Annotated in this window: 8 protein-coding genes, 5 tRNA genes, 3 rRNA genes and 1 riboswitch; all 16 genes read right to left on the bottom strand. The window is 46.8% G+C overall.

Features of this window, described 5'->3' with window-relative positions; all coding sequences use genetic code 11:
• Positions 1–8 precede the first annotated feature (8 nt).
• The gene (locus tag OO774_RS00170) at positions 9–776 is read right to left on the bottom strand and encodes a thiazole synthase (RefSeq protein ID WP_264906030.1); all 768 of its coding nucleotides are present in this window, start codon (positions 774–776) and stop codon (positions 9–11) included.
• Positions 777–781: 5 nt separating this feature from the next.
• Positions 782–1045: a sulfur carrier protein ThiS gene (gene thiS / locus OO774_RS00165; RefSeq protein ID WP_264903656.1), complete on the bottom strand. Its 264-nt coding sequence runs from the start codon at positions 1043–1045 to the stop codon at positions 782–784.
• Positions 1017–1841 carry a thiazole biosynthesis adenylyltransferase ThiF gene (gene thiF / locus OO774_RS00160; protein WP_264903655.1) on the bottom strand — a complete coding sequence of 275 codons (825 nt, stop codon included), beginning with the start codon at positions 1839–1841 and terminating at the stop codon, positions 1017–1019. Before thiF ends, thiS begins: the two co-directional genes overlap by 29 nt.
• A complete protein-coding gene (locus OO774_RS00155) occupies positions 1831–3156 on the bottom strand; it encodes a thiamine phosphate synthase (protein ID WP_264903653.1) in 1326 nt (441 codons plus the stop codon). The genes thiF and OO774_RS00155 overlap by 11 nt, the downstream gene beginning before the upstream one ends.
• Positions 3156–5096, bottom strand: coding sequence for a phosphomethylpyrimidine synthase ThiC (gene thiC, locus OO774_RS00150; RefSeq protein WP_264903652.1), 1941 nt, complete (start codon positions 5094–5096; stop codon positions 3156–3158). The genes OO774_RS00155 and thiC overlap by 1 nt, the downstream gene beginning before the upstream one ends.
• A gap of 150 nt (positions 5097–5246) precedes the next feature.
• A riboswitch (TPP riboswitch) is annotated at positions 5247–5345 on the bottom strand.
• Positions 5346–5405: 60 nt separating this feature from the next.
• Entirely contained in the window at positions 5406–5789 is a 384-nt protein-coding gene (gene crcB, locus OO774_RS00145) for a fluoride efflux transporter CrcB (protein ID WP_264903651.1), read from the bottom strand.
• 188 nt (positions 5790–5977) lie between these two features.
• Positions 5978–6054, bottom strand: a tRNA-Trp gene (locus OO774_RS00140).
• Between the two features lie 236 nt (positions 6055–6290).
• Positions 6291–6367, bottom strand: a tRNA-Asp gene (locus tag OO774_RS00135).
• Positions 6368–6440: 73 nt separating this feature from the next.
• A 5S ribosomal RNA gene (gene rrf, locus OO774_RS00130) occupies positions 6441–6557 on the bottom strand.
• Positions 6558–6667: 110 nt separating this feature from the next.
• Positions 6668–9557, bottom strand: a 23S ribosomal RNA gene (locus OO774_RS00125).
• 353 nt (positions 9558–9910) lie between these two features.
• Positions 9911–9986, bottom strand: a tRNA-Val gene (locus tag OO774_RS00120).
• Between the two features lie 66 nt (positions 9987–10052).
• Positions 10053–10128: transfer RNA gene (locus tag OO774_RS00115), tRNA-Lys, on the bottom strand.
• A gap of 2 nt (positions 10129–10130) precedes the next feature.
• Positions 10131–10206 (bottom strand) — tRNA-Glu (locus OO774_RS00110).
• A gap of 89 nt (positions 10207–10295) precedes the next feature.
• A 16S ribosomal RNA gene (locus OO774_RS00105) occupies positions 10296–11848 on the bottom strand.
• Together the 16S, 23S and 5S rRNA genes with 5 tRNA genes alongside form the textbook arrangement of a ribosomal RNA operon.
• Before the next feature lie 507 nt (positions 11849–12355).
• Entirely contained in the window at positions 12356–12883 is a 528-nt protein-coding gene (hemG, locus tag OO774_RS00100; RefSeq protein ID WP_264903650.1) for a menaquinone-dependent protoporphyrinogen IX dehydrogenase, read from the bottom strand.
• A gap of 9 nt (positions 12884–12892) precedes the next feature.
• The gene (locus OO774_RS00095) at positions 12893–14350 is read right to left on the bottom strand and encodes a TrkH family potassium uptake protein (RefSeq protein ID WP_264903649.1); all 1458 of its coding nucleotides are present in this window, start codon (positions 14348–14350) and stop codon (positions 12893–12895) included.
• Positions 14351–14395 lie beyond the last annotated feature (45 nt).

The following is a 14395-nucleotide window of genomic DNA, read 5'->3' as shown; positions in this document are numbered from 1 at the left end:
CCTCTCTTTTACAGCTCATCAAGAAAAGCCGTTAGCGGGCTTGAAGCAACGGCATGAGAAACCTGCCCTGCAAGACCTGCTTCATACGCCATACGACCGGACTCTACTGCCATCTTGAATGCTTTTGCCATAGCAACTGGATCATTTGCTGCAGCGATTGCCGTATTGACCAGTACTGCATCCGCACCCATTTCCATCGCACGTGCAGCATGTGAAGGTGCACCAATTCCAGCATCAACCACGACAGGCACGTTTGCCTGATCGATGATGATTTCTAGAAAGTCATGAGAAACAATGCCCTTGTTAGAACCGATCGGTGCACCTAACGGCATAACAGCTGCACAGCCAACTTCTTCTAGTCGCTTACACAACACAGGGTCGGCATGGCAATATGGCAAAACAATAAAGCCTTCTCGAACCAGTTGTTCTGCTGCAGCTAAAGTTTCAATCGGATCTGGCATTAAATATTTCGGGTCAGGATGAATCTCGAGTTTGACCCAATTGGTTCCCAACGCTTCACGCGCGAGTTGAGCGGCGAAAACTGCATCTTTAGCATTTTTAGCCCCCGAAGTGTTCGGTAACAAATTCACGCTAGCATGAATTAAAGGCTGCAAAATATCATCTTGCTGATCATTTACGTCTACACGCTTAAGTGCCATCGTTACCAGTTGAGAGCCTGAAACCTGAATTGCTTCAGCCATAAGAGCGCTATTGGAAAACTTGCCCGTTCCTGTGAACAAGCGAGATTGAAATTCTCTATCACCAATTTTCAGCATCGACATTATCCCCCTGCGATGGCTTGAAACAGAGAGATACTATCTCCCTCTGACAGTACCGTGCTTGCCCATTCGCTACGCGGTACAACCTGATTATTTATGGCAAAAACACAGCCTACCTCTGGTAGAGAAAACTGTGTGATGATTTGCAGTAAGTTAGCGTTTAATGCGACCTGCTGAGGTTGGTCATTAATAGTGATGATGACCAACTTATCTTTTCCACTTGTAGCGTCGTTCAATTCAGTTATCGAATGATTTGGTGGTGTCATTTGTGACTCCTCTCTTAACTCTGTGCTGTGGCTCGTTCGCGTTTCTACAAACCTGGCATTCTTGGTCCTTGTTGATCACCATGGTTTGCCAAGCCATACGAAAGCCATCAAATAGGTGCAAATGACCACTGGCCACATGAAACTTACCTGTCGCCAGCTTTTGAATAGCCGCTAAGGCCTGATAGTTTCCTAATGTTCCAACCACAGGACCGACAACCCCCATTTCGCTGCACTTCATGCCTTGCTTCAACTCATCAAATGGATACAGGCAACGGTAACACCCCGAACTCTGTTGTTGTTCTGAGTAATCAAATACAGCAAACTGTCCCTGCCAACCAATGGCCGCCGCAGATATCAAAGGCGTACTTTGCTGAAAACAGACTTGATTAATCAGCTGCCGAGTTGGCATGTTGTCACTACAGTCGAGTACAACATCGGCAAGCATCACTTCCAATTGCAGCTGAGATTTATCGAGACGTTTCGGAATAGTTCTAACTTGAACCAGTGAATTAAGGGCGCCTAACTGTTGAGCAGTAGCTTCAGTTTTCATCCGGTTGATATCATGCTCTCGATAAACAACCTGTCGTTGTAAGTTGCTGCTATCAACATAGTCATCATCAACAACCACCAACTTACCCACCCCAGAGGCTGCTAAATACAGGCTTGCCGCACTGCCTAGTCCGCCACACCCAATAACTAGAACATGAGACTGTCTAAGTTTAGCTTGTCCTGATTCACCGATTTCAGGTAGCGCAATTTGACGCTGATAGCGAATGAACTCTTTATCAGTAAGCACTTTCACTCTCCACTACCTGCAATGGCTGAGCGCTACCCATCAATTGATTGAAAAACTCAATCACCGATTTTGGCGACTCAGACAACGTTATGGCTCTAACCACAGCTAAACTGGATACACCGCATCGCCAAACAAGCGCTGCATTAAATTGATCAATACCGCCAATAGCGACAGTTGGATAGCCAACTTGCTTTCCATATGGAATGCTGTCTATCAGCTTTTGATACAAAGCTAAACGAATCAAACCTTGTGGCTTTGATGGCATTTGCTTAGTCGTGGTCGGAAAGATATGACCTAGCGCGATATAGCTTGGATTGATTTGGACAATTCGCAGCAGCTCATAGTAACCATGCGTTGACAGTCCTAAATGAATCCCCGCTTCACTCAACTGAATCAAGTTAGATTCTTCGATATCTTCCTGACCAAGGTGCACACCAAACGCGGCGTGCTTAATAGCAAGCTGCCAATAGTCATTAATGAAGACCTGCGCATCATATTGACGTCCCAGTTCAATAGCGCGAACAATCTGTTCTTCGAGATCAGACTGGTCAGGATTTTTGATACGTAGCTGGATGGTCTTAATACCCAACGGTAGAAGCCGCTCTATCCAACTGACATCATCAACAACGGGATAAAGCCCTAAGCTGTCTTTATCAAGGCAGGGAAAACTAACCGCTTCGCTTTGCGATGACCAACCAACTTGAATACCCAAGCGAGCATCTTCTAGAACAGGGGTTGGAAAATCAGCAAAGTGAGATGCCCACTCGTGAAGCGTACATGTTTCACCGTTAAACAGTGTTTCACGTGAAACATTCGTCATTGCACGAGCTAATGTCAAAGCGTCTTCAATTGGAAATTCGAAAGCCAACAGCGTCACCGTCCAAGCTAAGTGATGCTCTGCTTGAAAGGTATTTGAAGCTGACAAGTTCGCTGACAACGCTCTTACTTCATCAGTAATTGGATGACGCCAGATATCTAATAGAGCAGTGTTGTCATCGCTGCTTGGCTTTGGAGAAGTATCCGCGATACCAATAAAAATAGCCGAGGAACTTTGCTGACTCGTTTCCTTCAAAGGTAAATTCGATTGGTAATAAAGCGTAAAATCACCAGTTAAAGCTTCATCGGAACCATCAACTAGATCAGTGCCCACACACACTGTTTTATTTGGGTCGAGAACAAGTTGAATCAAATGAGTTGGGCTAACGCCCAACTCAAGTTCTTCAGTACTAAAACCCTGTTCTTTCGCCAATAATAAACATTGCTGAACGACACCCGTTAGCTCTATTAATGATGACGGAATAAGGATTTTAGTCATTACTCATCCACCTCAGCGTGTACAGCTGGGTGATAAAGTTCTGACCCTGTGGCACGAAACTCTTCTGACTTTTGACGCATGCCTTCTAACGGATCATCCAGCATTTTGATAGAAATCGCCTGATCAGCCGCAACTTGCTCGGTGTCTTTCGCGTATTCTCTGACTTCCTGAGAAATCTTCATCGAGCAGAATTTAGGGCCACACATTGAACAGAAGTGAGCCACTTTCCCAGACTCTTGCGGCAGTGTTTCGTCATGGAAAGAACGCGCAGTATCAGGGTCCAATGACAAGTTGAATTGGTCTTCCCAACGGAATTCAAAACGTGCTTTAGATAGCGCATTATCACGGACCTGTGCACCTGGATGCCCTTTTGCCAAGTCAGCAGCATGTGCAGCCAGCTTGTAGGTGATCATGCCGGTCTTCACATCTTCCTTGTTTGGCAGACCTAAGTGTTCCTTAGGTGTGACATAACACAACATTGCACAGCCATACCAACCAATCATCGCCGCACCAATACCGGAAGTAATATGGTCGTAGCCCGGTGCAATATCAGTAGTTAGTGGACCTAAGGTGTAGAACGGTGCTTCATGACAATGTTCCAGTTGCTGATCCATGTTCTCTTTGATCATGTGCATTGGGATATGTCCTGGGCCTTCGATGATCACCTGTACGTCATACTCCCAGGCAACCTTAGTCAACTCACCAAGGGTTCTTAATTCAGCAAACTGTGCTTCGTCATTAGCGTCTGCGACTGAACCAGGACGTAGGCCATCACCCAATGAAAGTGCAACGTCATACTTAGCACAGATTTCACAGATTTCGCGGAAGTGAGTGTAAAGGAAGCTTTCCTGATGATGCGCTAAACACCATTTAGCAATGATGGAGCCACCTCGAGAAACGATGCCAGTAACACGTTTTGCCGTCATCGGAACATAACGGAGTAACAAACCTGCGTGAATGGTAAAGTAATCCACGCCTTGCTCTGCCTGCTCGATTAAGGTGTCACGCATCACTTCCCAGTTTAAGTTTTCCGCAATACCATTTACTTTTTCTAGCGCCTGATACATTGGAACTGTACCAATTGGCACCGGGCTATTACGTAAAATCCATTCACGGGTTTCGTGGATGTTGCGCCCGGTAGAGAGATCCATAACGGTATCCCCACCCCAACGCGTGGCCCATACGAGTTTTTCTACTTCTTCTTCGATTGAAGATGTCACCGACGAGTTACCAATGTTCGCGTTCACTTTGACTAAGAAGTTACGCCCGATAATCATTGGTTCTGATTCTGGATGGTTGATATTTGATGGAATGATGGCACGACCTTCTGCCACTTCTTTGCGGACAAACTCAGCAGTAATGTCTTTTGGTAGATTAGCTCCAAAGTTTTGGCCTGGGTGCTGCTGGTTTAGCACTTCATCACGATACTTAGCGCGCCCCATGTTTTCACGTAGAGCGATGAACTCCATTTCAGGCGTAATAATCCCTTTACGTGCGTAGTGAAGCTGAGTGACACAGTGCCCTTCTTTAGCACGTCGAATATGAGGCAGATTTCCGTAACGCAGCTCGTCCAACGTTTCATCTTCCAAACGCTCTTTTGCGTAAACAGAGCTGACATCTTGAAGAATTTCAGTGTCGTTTCGTTCTTCAATCCAGCCCTCTCTAAGCTTCGGTAAGCCATTGTAAAGGTCGATAGAGTGATATGGATCAGTGTATACACCAGAGGTATCATAAACACGTACCGACTCGTTTGGCTCGAAAACAGGAGCCTCTTTGGTACCACCGATAAGGCTGTCAGCTAAAGAGATCTCACGCATCGGGACACGGATATCTGGGCGTGAGCCTTCTACATAGACTTTGTTTGAATTTGGGTACGGCTGTACTGAGAGAGTTTCAATAAACTGTTTTGCTTCCAGTCTCGCTTGTTTGCGATTCGACATAGCATTTTTCCTTGCTTGTTATTTTAAATAAAAAGTATTGGGATAAAAATGCTTGGCGGATAGATGCGACAAGAGGGGTCGAATAAAGAACTGACAGAGCTCTAAAACAACATTCGACGTTTTGATAGGTTAGCCAGATTAGATCTGGTGTAGGTATCTTCTCCTGTTCCCTTCGCTGGTACTAACCAGATCAGGTTCAACGGATCCCGAATTAACGGTCTCAGCCTTATGGCACTCCGACAAGTGAAGTCAGTATATAAAAACGGCTTGATTAAACCAAGCCGAACAAATCAGATTTTATAGCTTTTTCTAGTTGCGCATCATTAATTGGAAGCCAATCCACGCAGCAGAAATACTCAGCGTCACATTCAACAGGATATTCAAACCCATTTTAAAAAAAGCACCTTGCTGCATAAGGAGCACATTATCCATCGAGAATGTGGAAAACGTGGTCAAAGCCCCTAAAAAGCCTAAGCCAACGATTTGTCGCCAAGGGTCGGTTGCCAACATCTCGTTCTCAAAAGCGGCAATCAATAATCCCATAATAAAAGAACCGACGACGTTAACGGTTAGCGTACCATAAGGGAAACCACGGCCTAAAAGAGTTACACACAACTCAGAAATAAGGTAACGAGAACACGCCCCAAATGCCCCACCCACGGCGATAAAACCTAAAATATAAAGTTGTCCCATAATCCCCCCAAATTTTTATGGCGACATTGTAATCAAAATCGCCTTAAGATCGTTAATACAATCTTAGAATTCAACTAATAAGTCCTAGCCGACATAAAAACATTTTAAATGTTACAGGTGTCACTTTTTGGATATTTTATGAGATGAAAATGAAAAAAGCCCCAGTCTTTCGACTGAGGCTTTAAACATGGCAGGGGTGGAGAGATTCGAACTCCCAACACGCGGATTTGGAATCCGCTGCTCTGCCAATTGGAGCTACACCCCTAGAAATAGGTAATCAAATTGTCGATGGATTAAGAGATTCAAACTCCCAACACGCGCCATCTCGCAAACTTTGGGGAATCCGCTGCTCTGCCAATTGGAGCTACACCCCTGAAGAATTTATTATATTCTAAATTCGACAAAACCTCGCATAAGCGAGGCTCTATATAAGTGGCGGAATGGCCGGGCTTGCGTTCAAGCGGGACTCATTCGACCGAAGGTCGAAACCTTCAAATTAAGTGGCGGAGTGGACGGGACTCGAACCCGCGACCCCCGGCGTGACAGGCCGGTATTCTAACCAACTGAACTACCACTCCGCAGTGGCATCATCCGCATAAGCAGATGTCCGCTTTTGTCTTCACTTTTCAAAAAAGTGAAAATAAAACTAAAGCCTGGCGATGTCCTACTCTCACATGGGGAAGCCCCACACTACCATCGGCGCTAATTCGTTTCACTTCTGAGTTCGGAATGGAAATCAGGTGGGTCCAAATCGCTATGGTCGCCAAGCAAATTCTTACTCTCTATTTCTAGAGAAAACTTGGAAAGCTGTTGTTAATTCTCGTTTTTACACATTCAATGTTCTTTCATTGAGTCCATCAAAACCCCTTGGGTGTTGTATGGTTAAGCCTCACGGGCAATTAGTACAGGTTAGCTCAACGCCTCACAACGCTTACACACCCTGCCTATCAACGTCGTAGTCTACGACAACCCTTTAGGATACTTAAAGTATCAGGGAGAACTCATCTCAAGGCTCGCTTCCCGCTTAGATGCTTTCAGCGGTTATCGATCCCGAACTTAGCTACCGGGCAATGCGTCTGGCGACACAACCCGAACACCAGAGGTTCGTCCACTCCGGTCCTCTCGTACTAGGAGCAGCCCCTTTCAATTCTCCAACGCCCACGGCAGATAGGGACCGAACTGTCTCACGACGTTCTAAACCCAGCTCGCGTACCACTTTAAATGGCGAACAGCCATACCCTTGGGACCGACTTCAGCCCCAGGATGTGATGAGCCGACATCGAGGTGCCAAACACCGCCGTCGATATGAACTCTTGGGCGGTATCAGCCTGTTATCCCCGGAGTACCTTTTATCCGTTGAGCGATGGCCCTTCCATTCAGAACCACCGGATCACTATGACCTGCTTTCGCACCTGCTCGAATTGTCATTCTCGCAGTCAAGCGGGCTTATGCCATTGCACTAACCTCACGATGTCCAACCGTGATTAGCCCACCTTCGTGCTCCTCCGTTACGCTTTGGGAGGAGACCGCCCCAGTCAAACTACCCACCAGGCACTGTCCTCATCCCCGATGAGGGGACCAAGTTAGAACATCAACACTACAAGGGTGGTATTTCAAGGTCGGCTCCACCAACACTGGCGTGCTGGTTTCAAAGCCTCCCACCTATCCTACACATGTAGGGTCAATGTTCAGTGCCAAGCTGTAGTAAAGGTTCACGGGGTCTTTCCGTCTAGCCGCGGGTACACTGCATCTTCACAGCGATTTCAATTTCACTGAGTCTCGGGTGGAGACAGCGTGGCCATCATTACGCCATTCGTGCAGGTCGGAACTTACCCGACAAGGAATTTCGCTACCTTAGGACCGTTATAGTTACGGCCGCCGTTTACCGGGGCTTCGATCAAGAGCTTCGACCGAAGTCTAACCCCATCAATTAACCTTCCGGCACCGGGCAGGCGTCACACCGTATACGTCATCTTACGATTTTGCACAGTGCTGTGTTTTTAATAAACAGTTGCAGCCACCTGGTATCTGCGACTCTCAATAGCTCCATCCGCAAGGGACTTCACCGTCGAGAGCGTACCTTCTCCCGAAGTTACGGTACCATTTTGCCTAGTTCCTTCACCCGAGTTCTCTCAAGCGCCTTGGTATTCTCTACCCGACCACCTGTGTCGGTTTGGGGTACGATTCCTTACAATCTGAAGCTTAGAGGCTTTTCCTGGAAGCATGGCATCAATGACTTCACATCCGTAGATGCTCGACGTCGTGTCTCAGCCTTAAAGAGAGCCGGATTTACCTAACTCTCAAGCCTACGCACTTGAACCTGGACAACCGTCGCCAGGCCCACCTAGCCTTCTCCGTCCCCCCATCGCAATTGTAAGAAGTACGGGAATATTAACCCGTTTCCCATCGACTACGCCTTTCGGCCTCGCCTTAGGGGTCGACTTACCCTGCCCCGATTAACGTTGGACAGGAACCCTTGGTCTTCCGGCGAGGAGGTTTTTCACCCCCTTTATCGTTACTCATGTCAGCATTCGCACTTCTGATACGTCCAGCATGCGTTACCACACACCTTCAACCGCTTACAGAACGCTCCCCTACCCAATATACAAAAGTATATTGCCGCAGCTTCGGTTTACTACTTAGCCCCGTTACATCTTCCGCGCAGGCCGACTCGACCAGTGAGCTATTACGCTTTCTTTAAATGATGGCTGCTTCTAAGCCAACATCCTGGCTGTCTGAGCCTTCCCACATCGTTTCCCACTTAGTAGTAATTTGGGACCTTAGCTGGCGGTCTGGGTTGTTTCCCTCTCCACGACGGACGTTAGCACCCGCCGTGTGTCTCCCGGATAGTACTTACTGGTATTCGGAGTTTGCAAAGGGTTGGTAAGTCGGGATGACCCCCTAGCCTTAACAGTGCTCTACCCCCAGTAGTATTCGTCCGAGGCGCTACCTAAATAGCTTTCGGGGAGAACCAGCTATCTCCAGGTTTGATTGGCCTTTCACCCCTAGCCACAAGTCATCCGCTAATTTTTCAACATTAGTCGGTTCGGTCCTCCAATTGATGTTACTCAATCTTCAACCTGCCCATGGCTAGATCACCTGGTTTCGGGTCTATATCCAGAGACTGAACGCCCAGTTAAGACTCGGTTTCCCTACGGCTCCCCTAGATGGTTAACCTTGCCACTGAATATAAGTCGCTGACCCATTATACAAAAGGTACGCAGTCACACCACGAAGGTGCTCCTACTGCTTGTACGTACACGGTTTCAGGTTCTATTTCACTCCCCTCACAGGGGTTCTTTTCGCCTTTCCCTCACGGTACTGGTTCACTATCGGTCAGTCAGTAGTATTTAGCCTTGGAGGATGGTCCCCCCATATTCAGACAGGATATCACGTGTCCCGCCCTACTCGATTTCACTGAATATGCGTCGTCAGTTACGGGGCTATCACCCTGTATCGCCAAGCTTTCCAGCTTGTTCACCTAACGCCTATAAAGCTTAAGGGCTAGTCCAATTTCGCTCGCCGCTACTTTCGGAATCTCGGTTGATTTCTTTTCCTCGGGGTACTTAGATGTTTCAGTTCCCCCGGTTCGCCTCGTTATGCTATGTATTCACATAACGATACTTACTTATGTAAGTGGGTTTCCCCATTCGGAAATCCCAGACTCAAGTGGCTTTTACTGCCTAATCTGGGCTTATCGCAAGTTAATACGTCCTTCATCGCCTCTGACTGCCAAGGCATCCACCGTGTACGCTTAGTCACTTAACCATACAACCCGAAGGAGTTTCGAATTGCATTTTGTCTTCACTTTAAAAAGTGAAATCAAACGGTCAAACAACCAAAGTTGTCTCTCATTATTTGAATGAGCGAGAGACATTTCGATTTTGCCGGACTCAAATATCTTTTTATTTTACTTTTTTATAAAAAGTTAAAACAAAAAGCCAAGAACACTTGAATGTGTTTTTAGTTGTATTCCATTAGGAATACTTTGAGAACTTTACAAACAAATCTTTATTTCTAAGAAACAAAGTTTGTTTTGTCAGCTTTCCAAATTGTTAAAGAGCTAATCACTTCAAAGAAGTAACCATTTTTAAAAGCACTATCGCTAATGCGCTTAAAGATGGTGGGCGATACCGGGCTCGAACCAGTGACCCCCTGCTTGTAAGGCAGGTGCTCTCCCAACTGAGCTAATCGCCCACATAAGTTTTCTCTTGTTTTCACTTTTATAAAAAGTAAAACAAAAGCCATCCTTCGTGGAAAGAATGGTGGGTCGTGCAGGATTCGAACCTGCGACCAATTGATTAAAAGTCAACTGCTCTACCAACTGAGCTAACGACCCAATGGTATCCCGTAGGGGAGTCGAACCCCTGTTACCGCCGTGAAAGGGCGGTGTCCTAGGCCTCTAGACGAACGGGACACTAAGTGAACATCTTGGGGGATGTTCTATCTCTTAAACTTCATAAACCGTATCAATCTGTGTGGACACTCATCACGATAATCATCGTATAAGGAGGTGATCCAGCGCCAGGTTCCCCTAGCGCTACCTTGTTACGACTTCACCCCAGTCATGAACCACAAAGTGGTAAGCGTCCCCCCGAAGGTTAAACTACCTACTTCTTTTGCAGCCCACTCCCATGGTGTGACGGGCGGTGTGTACAAGGCCCGGGAACGTATTCACCGTGGCATTCTGATCCACGATTACTAGCGATTCCGACTTCATGGAGTCGAGTTGCAGACTCCAATCCGGACTACGACGCACTTTTTGGGATTCGCTCACTTTCGCAAGTTGGCCGCCCTCTGTATGCGCCATTGTAGCACGTGTGTAGCCCTACTCGTAAGGGCCATGATGACTTGACGTCGTCCCCACCTTCCTCCGGTTTATCACCGGCAGTCTCCCTGGAGTTCCCGACATTACTCGCTGGCAAACAAGGATAAGGGTTGCGCTCGTTGCGGGACTTAACCCAACATTTCACAACACGAGCTGACGACAGCCATGCAGCACCTGTCTCAGAGTTCCCGAAGGCACCAATCCATCTCTGGAAAGTTCTCTGGATGTCAAGAGTAGGTAAGGTTCTTCGCGTTGCATCGAATTAAACCACATGCTCCACCGCTTGTGCGGGCCCCCGTCAATTCATTTGAGTTTTAATCTTGCGACCGTACTCCCCAGGCGGTCTACTTAACGCGTTAGCTCCGAAAGCCACGGCTCAAGGCCACAACCTCCAAGTAGACATCGTTTACGGCGTGGACTACCAGGGTATCTAATCCTGTTTGCTCCCCACGCTTTCGCATCTGAGTGTCAGTATCTGTCCAGGGGGCCGCCTTCGCCACCGGTATTCCTTCAGATCTCTACGCATTTCACCGCTACACCTGAAATTCTACCCCCCTCTACAGTACTCTAGTCTGCCAGTTTCAAATGCTATTCCGAGGTTGAGCCCCGGGCTTTCACATCTGACTTAACAAACCACCTGCATGCGCTTTACGCCCAGTAATTCCGATTAACGCTCGCACCCTCCGTATTACCGCGGCTGCTGGCACGGAGTTAGCCGGTGCTTCTTCTGTCGCTAACGTCAAATAATGCATCTATTAAACACACTACCTTCCTCACGACTGAAAGTGCTTTACAACCCGAAGGCCTTCTTCACACACGCGGCATGGCTGCATCAGGCTTGCGCCCATTGTGCAATATTCCCCACTGCTGCCTCCCGTAGGAGTCTGGACCGTGTCTCAGTTCCAGTGTGGCTGATCATCCTCTCAGACCAGCTAGGGATCGTCGCCTTGGTGAGCCCTTACCTCACCAACTAGCTAATCCCACCTAGGCATATCCTGACGCGAGAGGCCCGAAGGTCCCCCTCTTTGGCCCGTAGGCATCATGCGGTATTAGCCATCGTTTCCAATGGTTATCCCCCACATCAGGGCAATTTCCTAGGCATTACTCACCCGTCCGCCGCTCGACGCCGTTAACGTTCCCCGAAGGTTCAGTTAACTCGTTTCCGCTCGACTTGCATGTGTTAGGCCTGCCGCCAGCGTTCAATCTGAGCCATGATCAAACTCTTCAATTTAAGATTTTGTTTGGCTCAATGAATACTGACTTCAAAACTACTAATGTAATTTTAAAGCTATTATCGTTATTCCTTTATAAAAAAGGAGAACGATAATGAATTGACTGTGCCAAGACTAAGTAAACTTAATCTCGATTGGTCACTCAGTTCATTGAAACCTAATTTGATACCGAGGTATCTAATTGGATTATCATCAACGAGTGCCCACACAGATTGATAGGTCTATATTGTTAAAGAGCTTTCCGACTGAGCCTCGCTCAAATCGGACGGCCATTTTAGCGAGTTAAAGTTTAGTGTCAATCACTTTTTTCAAACTTTTTTCAAGCGTTTCCGCTTGGCTAATTTGGCTTGCTAACTTCGCTTCGTTCCTTTCGGAGCGTTGCCGTGTCAGCGAGGTGGCATTATAGAGATTGCGATCACATTGGCAAGCCCTTTTTGACGTTTTTTTTGAATTTTCTATCATTCGAATGAAATAGCATCAAAAACACGTAAAAGAGCACGTTATTTCTACAGTTTTTTGAATTTATCCGTGAAAAGAGTCACTTTTTCCCAGTTGGTGTATTCCACTTCTTTCGTTGTATCGGTTTCTCCACCCGTCATCGACATGATGAACTTAATCATCATTTTGTCGAACCACCCGTAGCGAGGATAATAAAGAGCGCCAGCAAACACGCCTATTAGTTCTGGTTTCCAAGGTGATTTCATCAAGAACTTACGAATATACGCACTGCCTTCTGGCGTATCTTTACCTTGGTCTTCTTTACGTGCCGTTAGGTTCACACAGAAGAAAGCGACTTTATGCTTTTCCAGTTGCGTAAGATGACGTTCAATAAATTGGTACAACTTCTTATTCAAATGCCCATAACGAATAGACGCACCAACCAGCACTTTGTCATAGGGTTCGAAATCAATAGTGTCTACATTATGTAGATCGACTAAATCACAATCGAAGTCCGTTAGCTTCTCATCTATATAGTGGAAGATTTTTTTTGTTTGCCCTTCACGAGAAGAGTATAAGAACAATGCTTTTGCCACGATATCCCCTTAGCTACGCCAAAACGTTGGCGTGAGTAGAATGAGTAAGGTAAAGATTTCTAGACGACCAAACAACATGGACACGATCAGAACCCATTTTGCTTTGTCATTTACATCACCAAAATGCAGAGCCACTTCTCCAAGGCCTGGACCAAGGTTATTCAAGGTGGCGGCAACGGCAGAAAATGCACTCAGTTCATCCATTCCGGTCGCTATCAGTCCCAACATACACACAACAAACACCAACGCATACGCAGAGAAGAATCCCCAAACGGCATCAACGACTCGTTGTGGGAGCGCGCTACCACCGACTTTAATGGTGTAGACCGCACGAGGGTGAACCAGACGCTTTAGTTCACGAGCACCTTGTAAGGTAAGTAGCAAAATACGAATTACTTTCATGCCGCCACCAGTCGAACCGGCACACCCACCAATAAAAGATGAGAACAGCAGCAAGACGGGTAAGAACAATGGCCAATCCGCAAAGCCTGTTGTGGTAAAACCAGCCGTGGTTGAGATAGAGACTGTTTGGAACAGCGCTTGGTCAAACGCATCATAAGTTGATGTATATGAGTTGTGCTGAAGTAATAATAAGAAACAAACAACAAACAGTATCACCTGTATTAAGATGAACGCTCGAAACTCGGGATCTTTCCAGTAGTATTTAGGATGCACTCCACCGGATGAGAATGCCGCAAAGTGCAAAGTATAGTTACATGCTGATATAAGCAAGAAAACCACGGTAATAAGGTTAATCGCATAACTATCGAAATACCCCATACTCGCGTCGTGAGTTGAAAATCCACCAATTGCGATGGTCGAGAAGCTGTGGCTAATCGCATCAAATGGTGTCATACCCGCCAACCAAAAAGCTGTCGCACACGCAATGGTTAAGCTTAAGTAGATATACCAGAGGGCTTTGGCTGTCTCGGCAATACGCGGTGTCATTTTAGTGTCTTTTACCGGACCCGGGATTTCGGCTCGATAAAGCTGCATACCACCGATACCCAACACAGGTAAAATGGCCACCGCTAATACGATGATCCCCATCCCGCCAAACCACTGAAGTAGCTGGCGATAAAACAAGATCGCTTTAGGTAGCTCATCCAGACCAACAATCACCGTAGCACCGGTGGTCGTCAAAGCGGAAAATGACTCAAAGAAAGCGTCCGTTACCGATATATTGGGATTATCAGCGATCAAAAAAGGAATAGAGCCCGCACTACCCAATACTGTCCAGAATAAGACTACGATAAGGAAACCGTCACGCGCTTTTAGCTCATGCTTATGCCTGCGGTTCGGAAACCAGCACACTGCCCCGCAAAACAGCAGAACAAAAAAGGTCGTGACAAAAGGCACACCAGCGCCATCTCGGTAAGTCAGCGCGACAAGCGCAGGTGCGAGCATTGTGACACTAAAAAGCGCGAGCAATAGCCCGACGATACGAATAATTGAACGAAATTGCATGGATTGATTGACTAGCGAAGCTGTCCCTGTCGCTTACTGTTTTTC

The organism is Vibrio sp. STUT-A11 (genome assembly GCF_026000435.1).
Classification (GTDB): domain Bacteria; phylum Pseudomonadota; class Gammaproteobacteria; order Enterobacterales; family Vibrionaceae; genus Vibrio.
Note: the sequence above shows the minus strand (reverse complement) of the source record. Positions and strands in the feature narration are given on the sequence as shown.